Source organism: Paenibacillus dendritiformis (genome assembly GCF_945605565.1).
GTDB lineage: Bacteria > Bacillota > Bacilli > Paenibacillales > Paenibacillaceae > Paenibacillus_B > Paenibacillus_B dendritiformis_A.
The window spans coordinates 6470501-6494564 of record NZ_OX216966.1 but is presented as its reverse complement, the minus strand read 5'-3'; the positions used below and the strand labels follow the sequence as shown (position 1 = coordinate 6494564).

Here is a 24064-nt window from a genome sequence, read left to right as displayed (position 1 = left end):
ATCCGACCGTACATTGGACAGATGGGAGTCTTCATTCAAGCCCGGACGCGCTGCGCCGCAGAATCGGTCCGAGTCGTGATGGGCGCATGTCCCCGCGCCTTGGCCAGGCCGAACTTCGGCATATTGCCGTAGACGGCCTCGAACTGGCCTCCTCGTACGATATACGTTTCATGATAGATGCCGACCGCATTCGTTTTCCCGACCGCTTGATAGAATCGCCGCCATGCCTTCAAATGCTCCGGCCCCCGCGCATAGGCTGTCAGATCCTCAAAGGATCGCCAATATTGAACCATCAAGATCGTTCTTAGATTGACGGTCGTCTCCAAGGAGAGAAAGCCAAGCTCCGGGTTCGTATACAGTTCGCGAATCATTGGCGGCATCGCTGTGAAGACCGGCCACCATTGATGAACGGCCCACCATTTGTTCACCCTCATTCCGATCAGGAACACGACAATATCCTGCTCTCTATCCTCTACCGTATAGCGCCCGCCAAAGATTGATTTTCCCATCGTATCTCCTCCTTATCTTTTCTGTTGAAGCTGCCGCATCGCCGCATCGCTCCACTCCATCTCGGCCTGAACGACACGCTTGCCGTAGTCGAGCGTTAGCAGCCAATATTCCAAATCTTCTTCATCCGAACAATGCGTCATGATCTGATTTTCGATCGCTTCGTACATCTGATAACGCTCCTGGAGCATCGACTTGAATCGCTCGATCTGCCGGACCGTCGCATCCGTCTCTTGATGACGGTGGAAGAACAGCTTGAGCAAAAATTCATTTTTGTACGTGTGGAGCTGTTGAAGCGGCTCCTGCAGCCAAGCCTGCAGCGCCTGCATTCCTTGAGGCGTAATATGGTACTCTTTTTTGTCGGGCTTCGATTCCTGGGCGGTATCGGTCACCACGGCCCAGCCGTCCTCGACCAGCTTCTTCAACGTCGGATAGATCTGGCCGTAGCTGATCTTCCAGAAATGATTGAGGCTGGTGTCCATCATCCGCTTCATGTCATAGCCTGTGTGGCAATCGGTCGTGAGCAGCCCGAGAATGGCATAGGTCGTGTCACTGTGCTTAGCAGCCATTGTATCACCTTCTAATGTATCATAATGATATATATCATAAAGATACATTAGAACTTGAAAGGTGACAAGGGGGAATTTTCCTGAGCAGTGGATTAGGGCAGAGCGGCGCTCATATCGTATTTGTGGAACCAATAACAGACCGAACGTCATAACGGACCGAACGTCATAACACGCACAGGCAGCAGGGCTCCCGACAGTCCATGACAGCAGTGCTGCATGAGGGAGATTCTGCTATAATAGGGATGAGGTGAGTGCGATGGCGAAGAAGAGAGGCCGGAACGCCGCTCCGCAAGGGACTGCCCGAACTGGCCAAGATCAGCCGGCGACGCTGAAGGATCTGCTGCGGCCTGATGTCGTAGCGCAGCTGAAGGCGCAGGCTACCGTATTGAAGGCGGAGGAAGTGCAGCGGAAGGAAGACGCGAGACGCCAGGCGGAGGAAGCCCGTACGGCAGAACAGAAGCGGCTGGACAATGACTTCAATTATTTGTTGAACAATAGCAGCATGGATTGGCGCAAGTATAAATAACATGAGAAGAGAAGGTCCGATGATCCGTTCATCGGGCTTTTTTGTATTCGGTAATTGTCAATTGCATGTCTGATATGTTAGTATATTGAACTGTACTCGCAAGAGGAACATTTGTATTTACTGGGGAGACGAAATAGTAATCTTGTTTTTCTCAGGTAGTCAGAGGGGAGAAGGTCTATGAATATGCGATTGGGATTGTTTCCGCGCATTGTCATTGCGATTATGCTCGGCATTGGAGCAGGGCTTATTATGCCGGACTGGTTCATACGAATTTTTGCGACATTAAATCATGTATTTGGTCAGTTTCTGAGCTTCCTGATTCCGCTCATTATTTTGGGCTTTATTGTTCCGGGGATCGGGGAGCTTGGCAGGGGAGCCGGGAAGCTCCTCGGATTGACTGCATTTATCGTATATGTATCTACGGTGCTATCCGGGATGCTCGCTTATGGCGTTGCGGCTTCGTCTTTTCCCTGGCTGCTGTCCGGGGCTTCCGGGCTGGCAGCCAAGAATCCGGAGGAGATGCTGCTGACCACCTACTTCGAGCTGCCTATGCCGCCCGTGTTCGACATTATGACGGCGCTGCTGCTGTCTTTCCTGATTGGGGTCGGCATCACCTTCGTGAAGACGAACGCGCTTCTTACCGCTTCGCTGGAATTCAAGGACATCGTAGCCAAGGCGATACAAGCGATTATTATTCCGTTGCTGCCGTTTCATATCGCGGGGCTCTTCATGAATATGACGCAGGCAGGCGAAGTCGCGTTCATTCTGCAAGTGTTCGTCAAGGTATTCGCGGTCATCCTCGTGATGCATTTCGTGGTCATCCTGTGCCAATATGCGATCGCAGGGGCAGTGAACAAGCGCAACCCGCTGGCGATGCTGCGCACGATGCTCCCGGCATACCTCACGGCGCTCGGCACGCAATCTTCGGCGGCGACGATTCCGGTGACGATGCAGCAAGTGAAGAAGCTTGGGACAGACGAAGAAGTAACGAACTTTGTCGTGCCGTTGTGCGCGACGATTCATATTACCGGATCGGCGGTTACGATTACCTCGGTCGCGAGCGCCATACTATACATTCATGGCGTGCCGCTGACGGTGAGCACCATGGTGCCTTTCATATTCATGCTCGGCATCGCGATGATCGCCGCTCCCAGCGTGCCAGGCGGCGGAGTGATGGCGGCTATCGGATTATTCCAGTCGATGCTCGGCTTCGATGAGGCAATGGTTAGCTTAGCGATTGCGCTCTATATTGCACAGGACAGCTTCGGAACGGCTGCCAACGTCACCGGAGACGGTGCGATTGCACAGATCATTCACGCCGTGAAGAAGAAGCGGGGACGCCAAGAGCCGTCTGCCAACACTAGCTTATGATAATTCCTTGATCGGAAAAGGTGAGAGCCCGGTGATACGTTCACCGGGCTTTTCCCTTAGCTGCATCCGGCCAGCCTCACAGGCGGGAATATCAGCTTCTTGGCCTCTATTGGCCGGTATCCCCGCGACTCAGAACAGGCGATCTGCTATCCCATTGCAGCGCCGAGGCGCGGACGCCTTGCTCATGAGCTGGCAGCCCGGTGACGGATGAAGCATCGCTCCATCCGCAGCCAATCCAATCGTTTTTATCAAATGATTTCATTATAATAAAGATTCTAATTGAGAACGATACTCAATTATTTTGGCCAAATCCATTGACTTTACCGAGGGAACCGCTATAATCATAACTGTTACAACGCGTTACTGATAATGAATATCATTATTATACATGCGGGTGAACACGGGGAATGCAGACCATACATCCGGAACGCCTATACTCTGACTTATAAGGAAAGAGACATGAAGAAGAGATATCTGGTTATTGCGCTTATCCTGTTTTCCTTTATTTCCCTGTTTATCGGGGTCATAGACATTAAGCCATGGGATTTGTTCAATCTGAACGACGACAAGGTTCATACTTTTCTCGTCAGTCGGGTGCCAAGGCTTATCAGCATCATTCTCGCCGGGGTCAGCATGAGCATATGCGGCCTGATTATGCAGCAGCTCAGCCGGAACAAGTTCGTCTCGCCCACGACGGCAGGGACGCTTGATTCGGCCCGCTTGGGGATACTCGTCTCCTTGATGCTGTTCACGACGGCGAGCCCGTTGGTGAAGATGCTCGTAGCGTTCGTCTTCGCTTTGATAGGCACGATGCTGTTCATGAAAATACTGGATCGAATCAAATTCAAAGATACCATCTTCATTCCGCTCGTCGGATTGATGTTCGGGAATATTATCAGTTCCATTTCCACCTTTTTCGCTTACAAGTATGATTTGATTCAGAACATGTCCTCATGGCTGCAGGGCGACTTCTCGATGATTATCAAGGGGCGCTATGAGCTGCTGTATATCAGCATTCCGCTTATCGTAATTGCATACCTGTATGCGAATAAGTTCACGGTAGCGGGGATGGGCGAGGATTTCTCGAAAAACCTCGGGCTCAACTACAAGCGCGTGGTCAACATTGGCTTGATCCTGGTCGCGCTCGTTACGTGCACGGTCGTGCTTACCGTTGGGACGATTCCTTTCCTGGGTCTCATTATTCCGAATATCGTCTCCATTTACAGAGGCGATAATTTGAAGAATAGCTTGTCGCATACCGCGCTTCTCGGGGCCGTATTCGTTCTGTTCTGCGATATATTGGGGCGCATCATCATCTTCCCGTATGAATTGTCGATCAGCTTGACCGTCGGTGTCATCGGAAGCGCCATTTTCGTCTATATGTTAATGAGGAGAAGGGCACATGGGTTATAAAGCGAAAACGGGGGTTCTTGCTGTCCTTGCTCTCACGCTGATTGGGTTGTTCCTGTTCTTCAAGCTGGGGGACAACTGGGACTACGTGCTGCCGAAAAGAACAATCAAAGTACTGGCGATTGTCCTGACCGGCGCTTCGATCGCATTTGCCACAACCGTATTCCAGACGATTACGAACAACCGCATACTGACACCGAGCATATTGGGCCTGGATTCGCTGTATATGCTGATTCAGACCATCGTCATCTTCGTATTTGGCTCGAAGACGCTGATGATGATGAACAGCAACGTGGACTTCCTGGTGTCCGTCGGACTCATGGTTGTATTCTCGGGCCTGCTGTTCAAGCTTATATTCAAGGGCGAGAACCAGAACATATACTTCCTGCTGCTTATTGGCATTATATTTGGCACTTTTTTCGGAAGCATGTCCACCTTCATGCAGGTTCTGATTGACCCGGCAGAGTTCATGATCGTGCAGGACAAAATGTTCGCCAGCTTCAACCATGTCAACACGAAGCTGCTCCTTATGGGAGGCGTGCTGCTTCTGCTCGTCACGCTCTACTTTCTGCGCTTCATCAAGTATCTGGATGTGCTTTCGCTGGGCAGGGAGCAGGCGATCAACCTCGGCGTCAATTACGACTATGTCGTGAAGCGGCTGCTCTTTATCGTCGCTGTACTTATCTCTATTTCCACGGCGCTTGTCGGGCCGATTACTTTTCTCGGCTTGCTCGTCGTGAACGTAACGTATCAGTTTCTGAAGACGTACCGGCACAGCTATCTTATCGCCGGCTCCGTCCTCATCAGCATTATCGCCCTTGTGGGCGGCCAGCTCATTGTGGAGCGGATATTCACCTTCTCCACGACGCTTAGCGTCATCATCAATTTCGTCGGCGGGGTCTACTTTATTTATCTTCTATTGAAGGAGAACAAATCATGGTAGAAGTAAGAGGCGTATCCAAACAATATGGCGGCAAAAACGTGATCGAGGACATTTCGGTTACGATTGCCAAACGAAAAATCACGTCGTTCATCGGTCCGAATGGCGCAGGCAAAAGTACGCTGCTGTCTATCATAAGCAGGCTCATTTCGAAGGATTCCGGAGAAGTGCTTATTGACGGGAAAGAAATCAGCCAGTGGGACAGCAAGGAGCTGGCGAAGAAGATCTCGATTCTGAAGCAGTCGAACCATATCAACCTGCGGCTCACGATCCGGGAGCTGGTCTCCTTCGGCCGCTTCCCTTATTCGCAAGGGAGATTGTCCGACGAGGACTGGAAGTACGTCGATGAAGCAATTGAATATATGGGTCTTGCCGAAATGCAGCACAAGTATCTGGATCAGCTGAGCGGCGGGCAGAAGCAGCGGGCTTATATCGCGATGGTCATCGCGCAGAACACGGAGTATATTTTGCTGGACGAACCGCTGAACAATCTGGATATGAAGCATTCTGTGCAGATTATGAAAATATTGCGCAGACTCGTCAATGAGCTCGGCAAAACGATCGTCATCGTCATTCACGACATCAACTTTGCTTCCTGCTATTCCGACTATATCGTGGCATTGAAGAATGGCAAAGTCATCAAGGAGGGCGCGACCGATGACATTATCGACAGCGCGGTTCTCCATGACATTTATGATATGGACATGAGCATCGAGAACTTTAATGATAACAAGATCTGCGTTTATTATGCATAGCTCGACACAAAAAGGGGTCACACCGTTCGGTAATATCGCATTGTCGTGCCATAATAGTACGAATTTGTGATATTAACGGCGATAAATATAGTTATAAATATACGTGGTAGAGGTGAAAAAAATTGAAGAAAACAGTCCTGATTCTGGTTATAGCCATGATGGCAACCCTCGTTGCAGCATGTGGTTCCAATAAGACAGACAGCAGCAATGGTACGACACCTACTGGAGCCGAAGCGAACAACACGGCGGAAGAAATTGTAATTAAGCATGAGCTGGGCGAAACGCCAGTGAAGAAGAACCCGTCCAAAGTCGTTGTATTCAGCTATGGAGTCGTCGATTCCCTGGATAAGCTGGGCGTGGAGATCGCGGCGCTGCCGAAGAACAACCTGCCTCCTTACTTGAAAAAATTCGAGGACGAGAAGTATGTGAATGCGGGCGGATTGAAGGAACCGGATTTCGAGACGATTCATGGCCTGAAGCCGGACCTGATCATCATTGCCGGCAGACAATCGTCGTCGTATGAAGAGTTCAAGGCCATCGCGCCGACGATCTACATGGATATTGACACGGAGCGTTATATGGAGTCCTTCAAAGAGAACGCGGAAAACCTTGGTAAAATCTTCAACAAAGAATCCGAAGTACAAGCGGAGCTTGCGAAGATCGATACGGATATCAAGCAATTGAATGAGAAAGTGACAGCGGCGAACAAAAACGCGCTTATCATTCTGGCGAACGACGGCAAAATCAGCGCCTATGGCGCCGGCTCCCGGTTCGGCATTATCCATGACGTGTTCGGCTTCACGCCAGTAGATCCAGACATTAAAACATCGACTCACGGAGACCCTGTGTCCTTCGAATATATTGTGGAGAAGGATCCGGACTATCTGTTCGTTATCGATAGAGGCGCCGTCGTCGGCGGCGAATCGTCTGCGAAGCAAGTCGTAGAGAACGAACTGGTCATGAAGACCAAAGCTTACAAGGAAGGACATATCGTCTACCTCGATCCGAGCTACTGGTACCTATCCGGAGGCGGCCTCGTCTCCGTCGAAGCCATGGTGCAAGAAATCGGAGCGGCCATTCAATAATCAATCGCCGGCTTGCAGTTAAGCCGGAACGGCAACCGGGGCGCCTCGTGCGTCCCGGTTTGTTTTATATGATGGAAAGAGATAGTCAGACGATATCAATCGACAAGACAAAACCGCATTGTGGTTTTTGTCTTTTTTTGTTTCTCTTTCTAAATGGATAATATGTAAACAAATGTTTGTTTTTCCCGAATTATATGGTAATATATAGGTGAACAGTAATTTGAAACTGAAGGAGTGAGATTGTGAGTACCGTTGCTGCGAGGCCAAGGAGCTTGGGGGAGCTGATACAGTACCATCGGAAGAAGAAAGAAATGAGTCTGTCGAAGCTGCAAGAAGCAGTCGGCGTTGACAAGGGCAGCTTGTCGAGAATTGAAAACGGCGAGGTTAAACGCCCTGATTTTCAATCCATCTTGTCCATCGCTGGAGTATTAGGCATTCCCCATAGTGACATCGTAGAACAGTACATCGAGATTGGACACAAATCGGAAGTCATATATGCTATTTTGCAAAATGAGTTGGCAACACTTGAGCACCCGTCGTTGATAACAAAAATAGCCGGAAAGTTCCTTGAAGCACCAAATGAAGATACCCTGTATTTAGTAGGAAAGTTGTATCGTGCTACAGACTCCATCAATAATGACTCCATCAAACTTTCGTTGTACGGCCTCATCCTTAATTACTCACGTTCTCATGGCATTATGCCTTACATAGCTAAAAGCATGTACCAACGTTATCTTATTGAACGAAATGATTTCAGCAGATTGAAGGAAACTTACCAGACTGGAAAGTATATTCTGCATTATGTTGATTTCCTATCGTCCGAGGAACGTGTGTGTTTGTATTATAAATTAGGCATTCATGCATACACCCTGAGCAATCATTACGAGTGCATTGATTATTGCAAAGAAGTATTGAAAAGCGGAGAAAGCCAATATAAAGCAGATGCGCTCGGTGTCCTTATAGATGCTTATTTCAGTATTGGAGCATATAAAGAGTCAGAACTGTATCTTATACAGTACAAAAATTTCACATACCCTCAAACAAAAGATAATGTCATACTTATGGATGCATTCTTCAATGCAAAAAAAGGAAATGTCAACCAAGCAATCAAACAGCTCGAATCATTTCTTGATACGTGCAGAAGTGCCTCCGTTATTCCGGCGACCAAACAACTTCTGCAATTGTACTTACAGCTGGGCAACCTCGAAGGCGCTAAAGTTGTTTTGGAGAACGACAAGGCAACTCCCGCTGCCGTTGATGAGAGAAATCCGTTAGTTTGCGCTACATACGCTGATTATCTTCGAGTCAAGGGAGAATATTATTTGGCTGCGGGCGACACCGGCAAAGGCATTACGAATATGGTTCAGTCTGCCTTTTGGTATTCCAAAGTAGATGATGCAGCCAAGGAAAAAGAAGTTCTCAATACCGCTATGCATATCCATTTAACGAATAACGTTTCACCTCAGTTTACGCTAGAACTGTTAAGCAATTACTACCAACGAATCGTTAAAGAATTGGGGGAATTAGCGTGAGAAACAAAATGAAAAAACTAATTTTTAATGTCCTTCTTAGCACTGTTATAATAACCACCACAGCATCCATGTTTACTGGCGGTTCAGGAAGTGTCCACCCTTGGTAAGAGAGCTAGAGAGAGCTAGCTAAGTGCGTATCCTTATGTAAAAAGCAAATGGCAAAAAGAAGAGCCACAGCAAGGAGCCTCGGCCCATCTGAACCAAGTGTTGCAGGCATAAGCAACGGAACAGTTGGGGGCGGGGCACCATGAGCGCTGAGAGAACGTGCAGCGTACCGTAACGGGCAGTTCTCTACGGAACTTTTGGCTCGATACCAACGAAGCGAAGAGTTAGCTATGATGGCGATGGTGCTCCATTGCCCGGGGAGTAGATAGCCCATGCATCTGATTTCAGACTGCATGGGCTTTTACAAGACCTATTATATCTTCATCATTTCTACAATCATTCCGTTTACAAAGCTATTTTTTTACTGCCGTTTTCGCCAGCTTGATCAGGTCTTCTTCGGTCAACGGGTTACCCTTATTGGTTACGATTTGAAAGCTTTTTTCACCTTCTTCCCAGAAAAGATAATTCCTTCCTTCTTGCTTCGGATCTTCCTTTTCTTTGTCTTTAGCGGATATATAGTTATATTCCTTTTCTTTCCTCTTCTTATCTTTTACATCTTCCTCGTCAAAATGAAAGCTCTGAAATGAGATAAAGTCTTCTCCTTTCGTGTACGTTAACGCGATGTGGTGGCTTTTTGTTACGTTCATCTTCTTGGAATATATTTGTTTGCCTAGCTTTTTAGCCTCGGCTTTCACTGCTGCAAAATCCTTAGGAGTGAATACAAAATAAATATTCGCCTTGCTTAAGGTATAGCCCTCCGGCAAGTCAATTGGCTGCTGCAGAACCGCCTCTTTCAAGGTCGATGCTCTTTTGAGGTAAGCCTCATATGTATCGAAGGTTGGAGGTGAGCCTCCCATGAGAAAAACTTCCCGGCCGCCTTTTTCTTTCTTTAATTCATTGCTGACATATAGCATGTACGTATCATCCGGATTTTCTTTCATCAACTTGTTTATTTTATCCTTCTCTTCTTTTTCTAACCTTTCCCCTTCACTTATCGCCTTAGGTTTAGCAGCTGCCGTCTTCAAGGCGATGTCGCTTGAAGCACGGGATGGGGCCGCCTCTGCCGTTAGGTTCATCGAAAAACCCAGTAATAAAATACTGCTTAATGCGGTAATTGCTACTTTTGATGCTGCTTTCATTTTGTAGTACTCCTCTCATTATTGATTTCAATCAAAATAAACTACAACTGTAGTTTAGTAATATACTACAGCTGTAGTTTATAAATGTCAACATCATTGATGTAAATTTCTTCACTTTTCATACATGCAAAAGTTGACCTATTTCAACCTGCGGATCACGCTCAAAAAGATAGCCCCTGCATTCTATTTCAGACTGCATGGGCAACAAAGCTATTTTTTTATTGCCGTTTTCGCCAGCTTGATCAGGTCTTCTTCCGTCAACGGATTCCCCTTATTGGTTACGATTTGAAAGCTTTTTTCACCTTCTCCCCAGAAGAGATAATTTCTTCCTTCGTGCTTCGGATCTTCCTTTTCTTTGTCTTTAGCGGATATATAGTTATATTCCTTTTCTTTCCTCTTCTTATCTTTTACATCTTCCTCGTCAAAATGAAAGCTCTGAAATGAGATAAAGTCTTCTCCATTCGTGTACGTTAACCCGATGTGGTGGCTTTTTGTCACGTTAATTTTCTTGGAATATACCTGTTTGCCCAGCTTTTTAGCCTCGGCTTTGACTGGTGCAAAATGCTTAGAAGTGAACACGAAGTAAATATTCGCGTCGGCGAAAGTATAGCCCTCCGGCAAGTCAGCCGGCTGCTGCAGGACCGCCTCTTTCAAGGTCGATGCTCTTTTGAGGTAAGCCTCATATGTATCGAATGCAGGAGGTGAGCCTCCCATGAGAAAAACTTCTCGGCCGCCTTTTTCTGTCTTTAATTCATTGCTGACATATATCATATACACATCATCCGGATTTTTTTCACGCCATTTGGCGACTCTCTCCTTCTCTGCTTTCTCCAGCATTTCGCCTTCACTGATAGCCTTTGGTTTAGCGGCCGCGGTCATCAGGGCGATATCGCTAGAAGCAGGGGATGGAGCGGCCCCAACATCGTTTCCCTTCGCATTTACCAGCGTCACGCTGCCAAGCGCAACAATAATCGCCATCCCCAAAATGGATAAATGATAGGATTTTTTATGAAATCGCTTGATCATTAACAATCTTTTCTTCATTTGTTTATGCGTCGCGGACAATCCGGCAAGCCCTGGCTGATGTCGTTTGCCGGACAAATGAAAATGCTCCAGCACATGGATGATGGTTTGCCCGTATGTATTGATATGCTGCAGATTTGGCTGTGAACTCATCCGATTCAGTACGCATGCATCGCAGGCCATCTCCTGATCCTGCCTTGTTTTATGTACGGCAAGCCACAACAATGGATTAAACCAATGGAGAATGAGCAAAATGTGCATCGTCCAATTCACCGCCACATCCCGCCGCTGTATATGCGCAAATTCGTGCGCCAAAATGCACCGAAGCTGATGCTCTCGCAGCGTAACGAGCAGACTCGGCGAAACAACGATCGCCGGCTTGCGAAAACCGACTACGGCAGGCCCAGGAATGCCCTCACTTGCTACAAACCGCACTTCACGCTTTACGCCCATTAGCTGCTTCGTTTCCCTGAAGATTGCCGATAACAAAGGCGTGTCAATACATCGGCCCGCGCGCAGAGCTTGTGCCAATCGAAGCTGGTCGTATGCCGTCTTCGCCGCAAGAAACAGCACGCCTGCAAGCCAAACCAACATCAGCAGATTGGTGAATCCCATTTGTTTGAACCCGCTCCACCAGATGCTTATGTCCCGCATAGTTCCCGATTTATGGGGCGGATCTGATACTTCCGCATCTCCTCTGATTTGGCTGATTTTCTCCGGGGTGTAGGAACGCTCTGCTTGAGCTGTCTCTTCGTAATCCCCCTCAGTCCCCTTCAACCATTGATGCCAAGCTGATGGATTTGGAGTTTGTTGTTGAATTCCGGGCGCTAAGACATCCACAGGCAGAACATTGTATAAGCTAAGCGAGGATTCCGGCGCCCAAGGGAGCAGCAGACGAATCGCCACAGGCAACCAGAGCCAATATTTCCATCTAGCCTCAAGCCTTTTGCGCAGCAGAAATTGCAAACTCAGGACAAGCACGACCAGGATGCCGGCCATTAAAGACCCGCGGATGACCCAGCCGAAGAACGACAATAAACATTCGTTCCATGCAGGACTCATCAGGGCTCTCTCTTTTCCGATTCCCCGTCGCTGCGGTTTTCGTCAAACAATGCCTTCAGATCCTCGATTTCTTGCGCATTCAGCTTTTTATCCTGCAAAAAGTTGGCCAACATTGGCTTCAATGCTCCGCCATACAGTTTTTTCATGAAGGATTTAGTTTCAGACCGCAGGTACTCCTGCTCGCTGATGATCGGATAAAATAATTGCGTGCGCTTCGAACCCTTTTCCAGCTTCGCGCCCGCCGCTTCCTTCTGCACCAGACGGCTAAGGAGCGTCCGAGTCGTATTCGGGCTCCACCCCATTCGTTCCATCATTTTTTTTACGACCTCGCTCGAAGGACAATTCGGATTTGTCCACAAGACGCGCATAATTTCCAACTCTGCATCCGTGATGGGCGGTATTTGATTCATGCATAAAACCTCCAAAATCAATTTGCAAAACTACGCATGTAGTTATGGATTATGCTACAACTGCAGTCTGGTAAAGTCAACATCCTTTGTACAGAATACGATGGTGTGAGAGGTCGGGGGTTAGGCCCCCCTTCTAGGGCGGAGAGGAATCGTTAAGCTCCCTGCTGTTTGCCCTCGCGCTTCTCCAAGGCGTACATCGTACACCACAATCCGACGGTGCCGCGCAGCAAGGTGGCGAGGATTGTGAAGCGGGACAGTTGAAGTAAGGAGAGATTTTATGGTAGGGCGGATTTCAAGGAGTTTGAAGTTCGCCCTCTCTTTTTATATGGTCTTGTATGGCATCCTCTCAACCCCGTACCGCTTAAAAACAGGATTCTCTCTATGGTCGTTCAAGCATTACGTCTGCAAAAAGCGGATCACTTTCCACCAAGCATCCCGCTCGGCCATTGCGATATCGCGAGCCGCAGCATGCTTGCTGAGAACAAGCGGCGGCAGACCTGGAATGAAGAAGCCATGATCCGCTTTCGGATAACGCAGGTGAGTGACCTGGTGCGGGTAACGCTCCCGCTCCAACACTTGCAACGTCTCGATCGCCATTTCCGAAGTCGGTCCGAGCGCGTCAAGGTCGCCGGTGACGAGCATCAAGTCGCATTTCATGCGTTCGAGGGGGATTCTTGCGTATTGAATGGCTTCCTTGTCCTGCAGCGCTCGTATATACAGATCCCGCAGCAAGGTTTTGTCGAAATCCTCTCGCGGCTCATAATCGGATGGATACACGGCAAATGGAACGGGGGTTCCGCCGAGCGACCACGATGAAGTGGGGACGTTGACGCCGATTTGGATGCCTTGGAATACATACAGAGATGGAGCGAAAGCAACAATTGCGCGGATATCGTCCGGGAAGACAGAACCGAGCAACAAAGCAAGCTCCGCTCCTTTTGAAATGCCCATTACACCAATCGCGCGTCCATCCGTCTCGTTCCGTGCCTTCAGCCAATCCGCCGCAAGCTTGAACTGTTCGAGTCGTATATCCGCCAATCCGGTCGGCAGACCATACTGGCCGCGGTAATCGAAATAGGCAACGGCCATTGCTGCATAACCACGCGATGCAAGCAGAGCGGCGACCTGTTCGGACCACTGGAAGCCGCCGCCCGAGCCTCCCACGACAAGAACAGCTGGCAAGTCTGCAGCTTCACCAGGCGCAAAGTATTTTCCAATGAAGCCATCCGTTACGAATGTTTCCTGAACGCTATTGCTGCGGAACGAAAGATCGAATTGCTTTTGAATAAGCACAGCTTCATCTTGTTCCAATACAATCGTCACCGTTAATGGTTCACTATTCATTTTCATAAAAAACGGCAGACCGTCCGTTTGCTGAGCCAGATGCATTGACCAGAATAGTCCCGCTGCATCTTGGCCTTCATAGGTTCCCGTCAACGGGGCTGCAGCTCGCAAGTCGATGCAGCCGTCCGGGCAGGCAGTGAACGTCGCTGCCGATTGCCATAACCTGCCGAGATCATCGAGCATGGATGCTCTCAGTTGATACGTTGCTCCCGGTTTCAAGCCGGTGATATGCAGATATGCCGGTTCGTCGGCCAAGTTGGTCGCTCGGTTCACTTCAATAATTGGCTTCAATGGAATTCCTCCTTAGTTTTGTTGTTTTTAATCAATGTTGCATATCCAATATTGGATAATAGACGAAACAAAAATCGCCCGACTGCATCGACACTATGGTTGCAATAAGACGATTATTCGATCGCGCAGCAGAGCCAGAAGGATGAGATGGATCCCCTTCCATGCGCGCGATTCCATGCGCAAGATGATTAACGTTGTATATCCAACATTGGTTATGTTGGTTTGATTATAGAGCGGTTTATTTTTCCTGTCAATACACTTATGTGTGCAGGGGACTCAAGCATACTCTAACAAGAATTGAGAGCGTGCTTACATCCCCGTTTCCGACTTCCTTTTCTCCCGAAATGTCTTATTCTTCGCCCGATTGCCGCATGCCTTCATGGAGCACCATCTGCCCGTTCCCGGCCGGGAGCGATCAACGAATACCCACTGACAATCCTCGGCAGTGCATACCCGGATGCGATGCCACAGGTTCGCCCGCCTTAGATCGAATACCTGCGCCAGCAGGTTGGCCAGCCCTTTGCGGCCATTCTCTACGAGCGGAATAAGCTGATCCGAATGCTCTCCGAACACGATGCCGAATGGGAACAAGCTCATCAGTTCAACCAGCTTATCCCCATGCACAGGACCATCATGCTCGTTGTTCACAATGGTTCTCCGCAATTCATCTCGGAGCGCTCGCGTCAACTGGAGATCCTCTTCAGATACCGTATCGGAAGCGGCAATCAATTGATGCTGCAAGAACCATTCATATAAGCGGCGCGGTTCGGATAAATGCTCGAGCCCAGGATCTCCCTCATACCGCATCCGTCTGTCCTGTGTATTGAAAAAGTCAGCAATCATGGATAGCTTATCATATTCAGCCGTCATCGCAGCAACACTTCCTTCTATTGACATGTATCTCCCTAACCAGTAAAATCAATTTACAAGTTAGCTAACTGTTTACATTATTTTAATGGTTATTCTCTGATGGCGTAATCTCTTTCGATACTTAGTTTACCAGATGGGCGCCCTCTATCCTACCTCTCGGCTGCCCTCTTGCCAGGGCACCATACGGTAAGTATTTACCTGCATCTACCTCATTTTAAGGAGCATGCTGTATGGAAATGACGCCTTATACGGTGCATATTCACGAGGATGATATTCAAGAGCTGAAGCGAAGGCTCGAGCGGACACGGTGGCCTGACGAGCTCCCCGGGGCGAATTGGGATTACGGGATTCCCCTATCCTTCATGAAGGATATGATCGCGTACTGGAAGGAGAAATTCGATTGGCGCGCAGTGGAACGGCGCATCAATTCCTTCTCGAACTATATCGCGACGATTGACGGCATGGATATTCACTTTATCTATGAAAAAGGGAGCGGCTCGAATTCGATTCCGATTATGATCCCGCATGGCTGGCCAAGCACCTTCTACGAAATGCTCGATCTGGTTCCCTATCTTGCCCATCCGGAACGGTATGGCGGAGATGCGGCGCTTTCCTTCGATGTCATCGTCCCGTCCCTTCCAGGGCATGGATTTTCGGGCATTCCGGGGAAAACCGGATTCGAGGATCGGCAAGCGGCGAATATGCTGGTCAAGCTGATGCGCGGATTGGGATATGAGCAATTTGGGGCGCATGGCTATGACTTGGGGGCGAGTGTACTCGGCTTGCTGTGTCTGGATCACCCGGAATGCGTGATTGGGTACCACACGACATCCCCAGGCAACCCGAGTCCCTTTCTGGGGAAGGAGGCACAGCTCTCTGAAGCAGAGCAGGCTTTTCTCGCCTGTTCGGAGCAGTGGTACAGGGAAGAGGGAGGCTACGCCCATATCCTGGGGACGAAGCCGCAGACTGCCGCCTATGCGCTGCATGATTCCCCGGCAGGATTGGCCGCCTTCATTCTGGAAAAATGGCATTACTGGACAGGTCCGGCAAGCGGCGATCTGCTGCGGCATTTCAGCAAGGAGGAACTGCTGGCGAATGTGTCAATTTACTGGTTCACGCAGACGATCAACGCCGCGAACCGGTATTATTACGAAGGCAAGCATATCGAATGGCCGGGACCGGATGAGGTGTGCCTCGTCCCGCACGGGGTGGCCTTGACGGCCACGCAGCCGCATGAGCGCCCGCCGCGGGAATATGTGGAGCGGCTGTTTCCGAACATTCTGCAGTGGGAGGAGCTGCACGCCGGCGGACATTTTGTGGCGTTGGAGCAGCCGGAACGGGTCGCGAGCCAGATTCGCTCCTTTTTTGCCCGGCTTCGATAGCCAGGAGCGATTAGGCGTAACGATTGAGGCATTGACGCAGGACCGGTCCACGGGCAGGCGCCATCGGTCGAGCGATTGCCGCGGATTGACGCAGTCTGCATTGACGCAGTCTGCTCCGCCAATACGCGGATTGACGCAGCCTGCATTGATGCAGTCTGCTCCGCCAATACTGCAAGAATGCAGCAATTTCATTGACACGAGTATGCGAAAATAGGATTGCTGCAAAAGTACATCAATTCCCCTGCGGCAAGGTATAGATAGCGTTCAAAGTGGCAAAATGATGTAATTTTGCAGGATTTTCTCGGAATTTCGCCTCTTGAGATTATAAATGCTGCGCCTGTGCAGCATTTTTCATGTGAAGCAGCTTCCCCTAACCTAACCTGCCCTGCCTTTCCCGGCCCCGCCCTTCATAAGAAAAAAGACTGTCGACAGGACTTTGCCGCAGTCTGAAGCGGGGCGCATGAGGCGCCCCGCTTGTTCTATGTCAGCCGGAACCGTTCGAGCTGATCCCATTGCTGCTCCTGCCGCAGAATCTCCCGCTGGCGCGGGCCGATGAGATCGAAGTGGGGGAAGGGGCGGCGGGCATGGATATAGCGCGGGTTCAGACCATGCTCTACGCACCAGGCGGTCAGGCGGGCCATATCGGCACAGCCGACCTTGGTGACCGTCGTGATTCCCGGGAAGCGTTCATCCTGCCAATAATGCGTCAAATAAGCGATTTCCCCGCGGGCAACGCGACGCTTCCACTCGTTGAGCTCCGTGCGGGATATGCCAAAGGCCATCATTCACCATCCTTAATCCTCCGGGGGGCCAGCGTAGGCCGTATCCCGATCATCTTCCTTAAGAACGGAATGATGCCGGCTGCGGAACAGGCCCCCTTCATTCTACTTCTCATTATATACCATCCAGGCCATCGCTTACCTCCATTCCGCATGTCCGGCTTGACCCTCTCGCTGCGTCACCCCGTACACTGCATAGGAGACGCCAGTTCATCGCGGTGATGCGCAGTAAGAGCTACAGATGCGCAGTCAACAGATGCGCAGTCCAGATGCGCAGTCAACAGATGCACAGTCAACAGATGCGCAGTCAGGGCATCAACGGCGCGACATAACAGGAGGGAATCACCATGAAAATAAACGTCATCGACACGATGGCCATGTATGAACGAATGTATGAACAACCGGCAGCAAAGCGGGAGCAGATGTTCCGCTATGAGCTGATGAAGCCGTTCGAGCCGATGTGGACGACGATACAGGTGCCGCTCAAGGCGGCGCAGCCCGGCGGATATGATGTCGTGATGGCAGCCGGGATGCTCGGCTGCCTCGATGCCGCACGCGATGACCTCGGGCAGCCTGCGGTGAAGACGCTGCGGGAGCAGGGCTGGCCGGAGAAGGCGCAGCAAGTGCTGGCGCAGTGTGCGGCCTATGCCGGCCGCTTCGGACTGAAGGTCAAGGCGGACGAGATCCTGTGCGGCTTCTTCCTCGCCGATCCGGACAAGCTTCGCCTGCAGCGCAGCTACACCGGCTTCGGCGGCATCCCCGGGTATATCCAGATTATCGTATACCCGACGGAATATAACCTGCCTCGGCTGCCGTCGATCTTGGCTCATGAATTCCACCACAATCTCCGTTTCTCTTACACCGATTGGGATCACGGCAATGTGACGCTCGGCGAATACCTCGTCATTGAAGGATTGGCGGAATCGTTCGCCAAGGAGATGTATGGGGAGGAGCAATTGGGGCCGTGGGTCACCTCATTCGACGAAGAGGAGTTCGCCTATTCGATCGAGGTGATTGGAGAACGGCTCACGATGAAGGGATTCGCCGAAGTGGCCGCCTATATGTTCGGCGACAAGATTGCGCGGGCCCAAGGCTTCCCGCCGGCAGGTCTGTCGGAATGCTCCGGATATGCCGTCGGATACCGGGCTGTCCAGTCGTTCCTGGCGCGCAGCGGCATGACCGCAGCAGAGGCGACGACACTGGATAGCTGGGACATTGTGCGGGAATGCGGCCTGTTCTGAGGATGAATTTCCGCCTTTTCTATTTTGCAAGCACACGAAAGTCTGAATTTGTCTAATATAGGCGAAAAACGTTCATTTACGGCTAAATCATCAAATGAACTATTTTCTGTTGCGATTTTTTATTTATTTTCTCTTCCGATAACGACTTTTTAAAATTCATATCATGCCCTATAGGGAAGGATATGGGAGGGATTTTTTGGATCCCTCCTCTAATCTCCCCTGTTCCAAGGTCAGGAGGGCTGAGGAGGAATTAAGTGGGAATATCAAGGGTGAGATACAGGAAGGAACATGTTACCCTTGAATAGGGCCCCAAAAAAAGGGAAAAAGGAGTTGTCGGATGAAGAAATGGTATTCGTATGCGTTATGCTGCGCGCTGGCCATCCTGCTGGTAAGCTGTGCGTCGAAAACCGGCGATAGCCAGACAGAAGCCGGCGGCAGGACATCGCCCGAGCAGGAGACGGTGCTGGATAAAGCGAGGCGGGAAGGATACGTTACCGTAGGCTTCGCGAATGAAAAGCCGTATGCTTATGCCACGCCGGATGGCCAACTGACGGGCGAGGCCGTGGAGGTAGCCCGGGAAGTGTTGAAGCGGATGGGCATCGAGGAGATGAACGGCGTCCTGACGGAATTCGGTTCTCTCATTCCGGGGTTGAAGGCGAAGCGGTTCGACATCATCACCGCAGGAATGTTCATCAATCCGGAGCGGAGCAAGGAGGTGGCCTTCGCCAACCCCGAATACAGCATTGGCGAGGCGCTGGCGGTCAAGAAGGGGAATCCGTCCAATCTGCGCAGCTACGAGGATATTGCTGGCAACAAGGATGTCAAAGTCGCTGTCATGGTGGGAGCGATCGAGCTGGAGTATTTAGCGAACTCAGGTGTGGCGAAGGAACAAATCGTAACCGTGCCGGATCAACCGTCGGCCATCTCGGCTTTGCAGGCGGGCCGCGTGGATGCGGTGACGATGACGGGACCATCCTTGCAAGCCATGCTTGACTCCACGAAGGACGATCAATTGGAGCGGGTCATGGATTTCGAGCAGCCTGAGATTGACGGCAAAAGCGTAAGAGGCTATGGCGCGGCGGCGTTTCGCAAGGAAGATGCCGACTTTCGGGAAGCATTCAATCAAGAGCTGGAAGCGTTGAAGCAATCGGGCAAGCTGCTTGAACTGCTTGAGCCGTTCGGGTTCACGGAGCAGGAGCTGCCTGGAGAGATGACAGCCGAACGGCTGGCGCAAGAGTAAGCCATGAATACGGTTGCCACTATGCTTGAATATTTACCCACGCTGTTGCAAGGAGCATGGGTCACGCTGCAAATTGTTTGCTTCTCTGTGATACTGGCCTTCATATGCGCTTTTGCGGCGGGATTGACTCGCCTGTCCAAATACCGCGTCATCCGCTTTGTCAGCGCGGTGTACGTAGAGGTATTCCGAGGAACTTCTTTGCTGGTTCAGTTGTTTTGGTTATATTTTGCGCTGCCCATGCTGCTCGACATCCGCATGTCGGCGATGGCCGCGGCCGTGCTGGCGCTTGGCTTGAATTATGGCGCTTATGGTTCTGAAGTGGTGCGGGGTTCGATCCTGTCCGTGCCCAAGGGGCAATACGAAGCGGCCATGGCGCTGAATATGAGTCCTTGGCTGCGGATGAGGAGGATCATTTTGCCGCAGGCGATGGCGCTTATGCTGCCTTCGTTCGGCAATCTGCTTATCGAGCTGCTGAAGGGAACATCGCTTGTTTACCTCATCACATTGATGGATTTGACCTATCAAGGCATGGTATTACGCTCCTTTGACAACTCCAGCACGCCGCAGATTTTTGCGTTATTGCTCCTGATCTATTTCATCATGGCCTACTCCTTGACGCTCGGCATTCGATTTTTGGAGCGCAGGGCCGTGAAGGGGAGGATATAGCGTATGTGGAGTTGGGACTACGCATTGGAGATTCTTCCTCAGCTGCTGCAGGTGCTCCCGATCACGATCGGAGCGACGCTGCTCGGATTTGCGGCGGCATGCCTGCTCGGCTTGCCGTTGGCGCTTGCCCGCCGATCCCGATATAAAGCTGTATCCGTGCTTGCGAATGCGTGGATGGAATTCATCCGCAGCACTCCGCTGCTCGTTCAGTTGTTCGTGCTCTTTTACGCATTACCGCTTTACGGCATCTCATTCTCCCCGTTTGTGACCGGAATCATCGGATTGGGCTTGCATTATAGCGCTTATCTTTCTGAAGTGTTTCGCTCAGGGATTGAGGCGGTGCCCGCCGGTCAATGGGAAGCGGCCAAGGCGCTTAACTTCGGCAGGCGGCATTCGTGGACGAACATCATACTTCCCCAGGCCATACCGCCAATTATTCCCGTCATGGGCAACTATTTGATTACGATGTTCAAGGAAACTCCCGTCTTATCGGCGATTACGCTGGTCGAACTGCTGCAAACGGCGAAAGCGATAGGTTCCGGCTCATTCCGTTATCTGGAAGCCTTTACGATGGTCGGTTTATTGTTTCTCCTGCTTAGCTATCCTTCATCTCTGCTTGTGAGCAGATTGGAGAAGAAATTTCAGATCAAATAGGGGGTGGAGAGCATGGAGAGCGTTCAATGCAGGCCGCTGGCCTCTCACACGGTACACGATCCGATCGTCAGATATCGGAACATATGCAAGTCGTACGGCTCTGTGAGGGTGCTGCAAGATATCAATCTATCCATTAATCCAGGGGAAAAGGTTGCCGTCATCGGTCCTAGCGGATCCGGCAAGACGACGTTGGCCCGCATCCTTATGACATTGGAGCGGCCCACCTCGGGAACGATTCAGGTCGATGGGGAGTGGCTGTGGCACCAGGAAGTGAAGGGCAAGCTTGTTGCGGCGAAGGAAAAACACCTGCACAACGTACGCAGCAAGATAGGCATGGTGTTTCAGCACTTTCATCTATTTCCGCATATGACCATCTTGCGCAATGTAACGGAAGCGCCGGTTCACGTCTTGGGGTGGAGCAAGCAAGAAGCCGAAGCGCGCGCGCTGGAGATGCTCGCCAAGGTCGGGCTGGCAGACAAGGTGAATGAATACCCTGCACGCTTGTCCGGGGGGCAGAAGCAGCGCGTCGCGATTGCCAGAGCCGTAGTTATGCGTCCGAAGGTGATGCTCTTCGACGAAGCGACCTCCGCGCTCGATCCGGAGCTGGTCGGCGAGGTGCTGGCGGTTATCAAGGACTTGGCGGCCGAAGGCGACATGGCGATGATGCTCATCACGCATGAAATGGATTTTGCCCGGGAGATTGCCGATCGGATCCTGTTTACGGATGGCGGCTCTATCGTCGAACAAGGAACGCCGGAGCAAATATTCGAGAACCCGCAAAGCCCGCGCCTGCAAGCCTTTTTGAGCCGGTTCAGACAGACGTGGTATATGGGAGGAGTTCAGCAAGCTTCACCATCTGCGGAAGAGGGGGGAATCTGAGCATGAATGTCAACGTGACGCCATCCTTGCCCTGCACGATCCGCAACGCGCGGAAGGGCGATGGAACGGAGTTATGGAAGCTGGTGAAAGAGAGCGGCACACTTGATGTCAACTCGGCCTATTGCTATATCATGCTGTGCGACTATTTCGCCGACACCTGCATCGTGGCGGAACACAATCGGAACATTATCGGTTTCGTATCCGCGCTTCGGCGGCCAGATATGCCGGAAACGCTGTTCGTCTGGCAAATCGCGGTGCGCGATCGCTATCGAGGCAGAGGGATCGCCGAAGCGCTGCTGCGCACCTTGTACGATACGGCATGCCGGGATCAGGTGCGATTTATCGAGACGACGATCACGCCAAGCAACACGGCATCCCAGCGACTCTTCGCCAAGATGGCGAAGACATGGAAGAGCGCGCTCGTGACGAAGGTGGGGTTCGCCTCTCAGCTATTTCCGGACGGGGCGCATGAGACAGAGAAGCTGATCCGCATTGGGCCATTGCGCCACAATACACACGATAGAATGGAGACGGTGACATGAAGGTATTGGATGTAAGAACACCATCGTTGCAAGTATTCGATTCGTTGGAGTCTGAGGTGCGAAGCTATTGCAGGTCGTTCCCGGCCGTATTTACGAAGGCGCAAGGTTATAAGCTGTGGGATGATGACAATCGCGAATATATTGATTTCTTCGCCGGAGCCGGCGCGCTCAACTACGGGCATAACAATCGGTCCATGAAGCGGAAGCTGCTGGACTATATTCAGCAAGACGGCGTGACGCATAGCCTGGACATGGCCACCAAGGCGAAGGAGCAATTTCTGAAGAAGTTCCATCAAGTGATTTTGGAGCCGCGAGGATTGGCTTACAAGGTGATGTTCCCTGGACCGACAGGGGCGAACACGGTGGAGAGCGCCTTGAAGCTGGCACGCAAAGTGACAGGGCGATCGACCGTTTTCAGCTTCACGAATGCCTTTCACGGCATGACGCTTGGCGCCTTATCCGTCACAGGCAACAAGTTCAAGCGGCAAGGGGCGGGCATCCCTCTGCACCATACGGTCTCGATGCCGTATGACGGGTACCTGGGTCCGGATATCGATACGCTCGACTATATGGAGAACTATATGAATGATAGCGGAAGCGGGGTGTCGCGGCCGGCCGCCATCATCGTGGAGACCGTTCAAGGGGAAGGCGGCATTAACGAGGCGAGCAATGAATGGCTGCAGCGGCTGGAGCGGATTTGCCGAAGCCACGAGATTGTGCTCATTGTAGACGATGTGCAGATGGGGTGCGGCCGGACAGGGACCTTCTTCAGCTTCGAGCGGGCGGGCATTACGCCGGATATCGTCTGTCTGTCCAAATCGATAGGCGGATACGGGCTGCCCATGGCGCTTACATTAATCCGCCCCGACCTGGATATTTGGGAGCCTGGCGAGCACAATGGCACGTTCCGGGGGAATAATCTGGCTTTTATCACCGCTGCCGAGGCACTTGACTATTGGAGCAATGAACGATTTACGCAAGAGATTATGGCAAAAGGAAAGGTTATTCGCTCTTGCTTGGAAGAGCTAGTCGCACAATATCCTGAACTACAAGGAACGGCGAGAGGCCGGGGATTGATGCAGGGGATTGCCTTCGGCATCCCGGGCATGGCGGAGCGACTCTGCGCCAGAGCCTTTGCGAGAGGGCTCATCATGGAGACATCGGGTACAGACAGCGAAGTGGCGAAGATTATGCCGCCGCTCACGATTGATGACACGGGTCTGCTTGCAGGCTTGGATATTTTGCGAACATGCGTGAAGGAACTGGCGGAAGAACGGTAGCAAGCCATCTTTTCGCGACATAGCGAATGGGAAAAAATGAACCAATGGGAGGAATTTGCGATGATCGTCAAGCAATTGTCTGATATTCTCGGCACGGAACAGGATGTGAAGGCAGAGACATGGAACAGCCGCAGACTGCTGCTCAAGAAGGACGGAGTTGGTTTTTCCTTGCATGACACGTTGATCAAGGCAGGCACGGAGACGGAAATCTGGTACAAACATCATGTGGAGGCGGTCTACTGCATCGAAGGAGAAGGGGAAATCGAGGTGGTCGAGAGCGGAGCGATCTATCCGATTCAACCGGGTACGTTATATGTGCTCGATGGTCATGAGAAGCATCTGCTGAGAGGAAAGAGCCAGATGCGCATGCTGTGCGTATTCAATCCGCCTTGCACGGGCAATGAGGTGCACGATGCGGAAGGCGCCTATCCGTTAGAAGTCTAATCGTGGTTGCAAGCGAAC

The 24064-nt window shown here is 51.1% G+C and carries 24 protein-coding genes and 1 pseudogene; 17 read left to right on the top strand and 8 right to left on the bottom strand.

The window, feature by feature from the left end:
- Nucleotides 1-35: 35 nt before the first annotated feature.
- Together NNL35_RS29215 and NNL35_RS29210 are read right to left on the bottom strand one after the other, a co-directional pair.
- A complete protein-coding gene (locus tag NNL35_RS29215; RefSeq protein ID WP_006679302.1) occupies nt 36-509 on the bottom strand; it encodes a DUF4188 domain-containing protein in 474 nt (157 codons plus the stop codon).
- 12 nt (nt 510-521) lie between these two features.
- Entirely contained in the window at nt 522-1076 is a 555-nt protein-coding gene (locus tag NNL35_RS29210; protein ID WP_006679303.1) for a PadR family transcriptional regulator, read from the bottom strand.
- A 256-nt stretch (nt 1077-1332) separates the two neighbouring features.
- Between NNL35_RS29210 and NNL35_RS29205 the strand changes: the two genes are divergently transcribed.
- The 8 genes and pseudogenes from NNL35_RS29205 to NNL35_RS29170 form a co-directional block, all read left to right on the top strand.
- A complete protein-coding gene (locus NNL35_RS29205; RefSeq protein WP_006679304.1) occupies nt 1333-1602 on the top strand; it encodes a YqkE family protein in 270 nt (89 codons plus the stop codon).
- A gap of 183 nt (nt 1603-1785) precedes the next feature.
- A complete protein-coding gene (locus tag NNL35_RS29200) occupies nt 1786-2973 on the top strand; it encodes a dicarboxylate/amino acid:cation symporter (protein WP_006679305.1) in 1188 nt (395 codons plus the stop codon).
- 459 nt (nt 2974-3432) lie between these two features.
- Nucleotides 3433-4386 (top strand): ABC transporter permease, encoded by a 954-nt coding sequence (locus NNL35_RS29195; protein WP_006679306.1) that lies wholly within the window; start codon nt 3433-3435, stop codon nt 4384-4386.
- Entirely contained in the window at nt 4376-5326 is a 951-nt protein-coding gene (locus NNL35_RS29190) for an iron chelate uptake ABC transporter family permease subunit (protein ID WP_006679307.1), read from the top strand. Before NNL35_RS29195 ends, NNL35_RS29190 begins: the two co-directional genes overlap by 11 nt.
- Entirely contained in the window at nt 5320-6078 is a 759-nt protein-coding gene (locus NNL35_RS29185; RefSeq protein WP_006679308.1) for an iron ABC transporter ATP-binding protein, read from the top strand. The genes NNL35_RS29190 and NNL35_RS29185 overlap by 7 nt, the downstream gene beginning before the upstream one ends.
- A gap of 122 nt (nt 6079-6200) precedes the next feature.
- Complete coding sequence (locus NNL35_RS29180) at nt 6201-7163, top strand: siderophore ABC transporter substrate-binding protein (protein WP_006679309.1); 963 nt, start codon at nt 6201-6203, stop codon at nt 7161-7163.
- 242 nt (nt 7164-7405) lie between these two features.
- Nucleotides 7406-8695 carry a helix-turn-helix domain-containing protein gene (locus tag NNL35_RS29175; protein WP_006679310.1) on the top strand — a complete coding sequence of 430 codons (1290 nt, stop codon included), beginning with the start codon at nt 7406-7408 and terminating at the stop codon, nt 8693-8695.
- Nucleotides 8696-8890: 195 nt separating this feature from the next.
- A pseudogene (locus NNL35_RS29170) lies at nt 8891-9066 on the top strand (IS256 family transposase); the annotation flags it as partial.
- A gap of 87 nt (nt 9067-9153) precedes the next feature.
- On the opposite strand, the gene NNL35_RS29165 reads toward NNL35_RS29170, so the two are convergent.
- The 5 genes from NNL35_RS29165 to NNL35_RS29145 form a co-directional block, all read right to left on the bottom strand.
- Nucleotides 9154-9939: a hypothetical protein gene (locus NNL35_RS29165; protein WP_254553950.1), complete on the bottom strand. Its 786-nt coding sequence runs from the start codon at nt 9937-9939 to the stop codon at nt 9154-9156.
- A gap of 210 nt (nt 9940-10149) precedes the next feature.
- Nucleotides 10150-12024: a M56 family metallopeptidase gene (locus tag NNL35_RS29160; RefSeq protein ID WP_254553949.1), complete on the bottom strand. Its 1875-nt coding sequence runs from the start codon at nt 12022-12024 to the stop codon at nt 10150-10152.
- On the bottom strand, nt 12024-12434 hold the full coding sequence (locus NNL35_RS29155) for a BlaI/MecI/CopY family transcriptional regulator (RefSeq protein WP_006679967.1): 411 nt from the start codon (nt 12432-12434) through the stop codon (nt 12024-12026). Before NNL35_RS29155 ends, NNL35_RS29160 begins: the two co-directional genes overlap by 1 nt.
- A 396-nt stretch (nt 12435-12830) precedes the next feature.
- Nucleotides 12831-14069, bottom strand: a complete 1239-nt coding sequence (locus tag NNL35_RS29150; RefSeq protein ID WP_006679968.1) for an acyl-CoA thioesterase/bile acid-CoA:amino acid N-acyltransferase family protein — start codon at nt 14067-14069, stop codon at nt 12831-12833.
- A 309-nt stretch (nt 14070-14378) separates the two neighbouring features.
- Nucleotides 14379-14939 (bottom strand): CGNR zinc finger domain-containing protein, encoded by a 561-nt coding sequence (locus NNL35_RS29145; protein WP_006679969.1) that lies wholly within the window; start codon nt 14937-14939, stop codon nt 14379-14381.
- Nucleotides 14940-15169: 230 nt separating this feature from the next.
- On the opposite strand from NNL35_RS29145, the gene NNL35_RS29140 reads away from it, so the two are divergent.
- Nucleotides 15170-16321, top strand: coding sequence for an epoxide hydrolase family protein (locus NNL35_RS29140; protein WP_006679970.1), 1152 nt, complete (start codon nt 15170-15172; stop codon nt 16319-16321).
- Between the two features lie 479 nt (nt 16322-16800).
- On the opposite strand, the gene NNL35_RS29135 is transcribed toward NNL35_RS29140, so the two are convergent.
- Nucleotides 16801-17103: a hypothetical protein gene (locus NNL35_RS29135; protein ID WP_006679971.1), complete on the bottom strand. Its 303-nt coding sequence runs from the start codon at nt 17101-17103 to the stop codon at nt 16801-16803.
- A 344-nt stretch (nt 17104-17447) separates the two neighbouring features.
- On the opposite strand from NNL35_RS29135, the gene NNL35_RS29130 reads away from it, so the two are divergent.
- The 8 genes from NNL35_RS29130 (at nt 17448) to NNL35_RS29095 (ending at nt 24046) form a co-directional block, all read left to right on the top strand.
- A complete protein-coding gene (locus tag NNL35_RS29130) occupies nt 17448-18341 on the top strand; it encodes a DUF2268 domain-containing putative Zn-dependent protease (RefSeq protein WP_006679972.1) in 894 nt (297 codons plus the stop codon).
- Nucleotides 18342-18678: 337 nt separating this feature from the next.
- Entirely contained in the window at nt 18679-19581 is a 903-nt protein-coding gene (gene ehuB / locus NNL35_RS29125) for an ectoine/hydroxyectoine ABC transporter substrate-binding protein EhuB (RefSeq protein ID WP_006679973.1), read from the top strand.
- A 3-nt stretch (nt 19582-19584) separates the two neighbouring features.
- Complete coding sequence (gene ehuC / locus NNL35_RS29120; protein WP_006679974.1) at nt 19585-20247, top strand: ectoine/hydroxyectoine ABC transporter permease subunit EhuC; 663 nt, start codon at nt 19585-19587, stop codon at nt 20245-20247.
- A 3-nt stretch (nt 20248-20250) separates the two neighbouring features.
- The gene (gene ehuD / locus NNL35_RS29115) at nt 20251-20901 is read left to right on the top strand and encodes an ectoine/hydroxyectoine ABC transporter permease subunit EhuD (RefSeq protein ID WP_006679975.1); all 651 of its coding nucleotides are present in this window, start codon (nt 20251-20253) and stop codon (nt 20899-20901) included.
- A 12-nt stretch (nt 20902-20913) separates the two neighbouring features.
- Nucleotides 20914-21780 carry an ectoine/hydroxyectoine ABC transporter ATP-binding protein EhuA gene (ehuA, locus tag NNL35_RS29110; RefSeq protein ID WP_006679976.1) on the top strand — a complete coding sequence of 289 codons (867 nt, stop codon included), beginning with the start codon at nt 20914-20916 and terminating at the stop codon, nt 21778-21780.
- 2 nt (nt 21781-21782) lie between these two features.
- A complete protein-coding gene (gene ectA / locus NNL35_RS29105; RefSeq protein ID WP_006679977.1) occupies nt 21783-22322 on the top strand; it encodes a diaminobutyrate acetyltransferase in 540 nt (179 codons plus the stop codon).
- Nucleotides 22319-23602, top strand: a complete 1284-nt coding sequence (ectB, locus tag NNL35_RS29100; protein ID WP_006679978.1) for a diaminobutyrate--2-oxoglutarate transaminase — start codon at nt 22319-22321, stop codon at nt 23600-23602. The genes ectA and ectB overlap by 4 nt, the downstream gene beginning before the upstream one ends.
- Before the next feature lie 60 nt (nt 23603-23662).
- Nucleotides 23663-24046, top strand: coding sequence for an ectoine synthase (locus NNL35_RS29095; protein ID WP_006679979.1), 384 nt, complete (start codon nt 23663-23665; stop codon nt 24044-24046).
- Nucleotides 24047-24064: the final 18 nt, after the last annotated feature.

What these genes read in the sequence shown, in the direction of transcription:
- NNL35_RS29215 (WP_006679302.1), bottom strand. Translation starts at nt 509, where the DNA reads ATGGGAAAATCAATCTTTGGCGGGCGCTATACGGTAGAGGATAGAGAG.
- NNL35_RS29210 (WP_006679303.1), bottom strand. Translation starts at nt 1,076, where the DNA reads ATGGCTGCTAAGCACAGTGACACGACCTATGCCATTCTCGGGCTGCTC.
- NNL35_RS29205 (WP_006679304.1), top strand. Translation starts at nt 1,333, where the DNA reads ATGGCGAAGAAGAGAGGCCGGAACGCCGCTCCGCAAGGGACTGCCCGA.
- NNL35_RS29200 (WP_006679305.1), top strand. Translation starts at nt 1,786, where the DNA reads ATGCGATTGGGATTGTTTCCGCGCATTGTCATTGCGATTATGCTCGGC.
- NNL35_RS29195 (WP_006679306.1), top strand. Translation starts at nt 3,433, where the DNA reads ATGAAGAAGAGATATCTGGTTATTGCGCTTATCCTGTTTTCCTTTATT.
- NNL35_RS29190 (WP_006679307.1), top strand. Translation starts at nt 4,376, where the DNA reads ATGGGTTATAAAGCGAAAACGGGGGTTCTTGCTGTCCTTGCTCTCACG.
- NNL35_RS29185 (WP_006679308.1), top strand. Translation starts at nt 5,320, where the DNA reads ATGGTAGAAGTAAGAGGCGTATCCAAACAATATGGCGGCAAAAACGTG.
- NNL35_RS29165 (WP_254553950.1), bottom strand. Translation starts at nt 9,939, where the DNA reads ATGAAAGCAGCATCAAAAGTAGCAATTACCGCATTAAGCAGTATTTTA.
- NNL35_RS29160 (WP_254553949.1), bottom strand. Translation starts at nt 12,024, where the DNA reads ATGAGTCCTGCATGGAACGAATGTTTATTGTCGTTCTTCGGCTGGGTC.
- NNL35_RS29155 (WP_006679967.1), bottom strand. Translation starts at nt 12,434, where the DNA reads ATGAATCAAATACCGCCCATCACGGATGCAGAGTTGGAAATTATGCGC.
- NNL35_RS29145 (WP_006679969.1), bottom strand. Translation starts at nt 14,939, where the DNA reads ATGACGGCTGAATATGATAAGCTATCCATGATTGCTGACTTTTTCAAT.
- NNL35_RS29140 (WP_006679970.1), top strand. Translation starts at nt 15,170, where the DNA reads ATGGAAATGACGCCTTATACGGTGCATATTCACGAGGATGATATTCAA.
- NNL35_RS29135 (WP_006679971.1), bottom strand. Translation starts at nt 17,103, where the DNA reads ATGGCCTTTGGCATATCCCGCACGGAGCTCAACGAGTGGAAGCGTCGC.
- NNL35_RS29130 (WP_006679972.1), top strand. Translation starts at nt 17,448, where the DNA reads ATGAAAATAAACGTCATCGACACGATGGCCATGTATGAACGAATGTAT.
- ehuB (WP_006679973.1), top strand. Translation starts at nt 18,679, where the DNA reads ATGAAGAAATGGTATTCGTATGCGTTATGCTGCGCGCTGGCCATCCTG.
- ehuC (WP_006679974.1), top strand. Translation starts at nt 19,585, where the DNA reads ATGAATACGGTTGCCACTATGCTTGAATATTTACCCACGCTGTTGCAA.
- ehuD (WP_006679975.1), top strand. Translation starts at nt 20,251, where the DNA reads ATGTGGAGTTGGGACTACGCATTGGAGATTCTTCCTCAGCTGCTGCAG.
- ehuA (WP_006679976.1), top strand. Translation starts at nt 20,914, where the DNA reads ATGGAGAGCGTTCAATGCAGGCCGCTGGCCTCTCACACGGTACACGAT.
- ectA (WP_006679977.1), top strand. Translation starts at nt 21,783, where the DNA reads ATGAATGTCAACGTGACGCCATCCTTGCCCTGCACGATCCGCAACGCG.
- ectB (WP_006679978.1), top strand. Translation starts at nt 22,319, where the DNA reads ATGAAGGTATTGGATGTAAGAACACCATCGTTGCAAGTATTCGATTCG.
- NNL35_RS29095 (WP_006679979.1), top strand. Translation starts at nt 23,663, where the DNA reads ATGATCGTCAAGCAATTGTCTGATATTCTCGGCACGGAACAGGATGTG.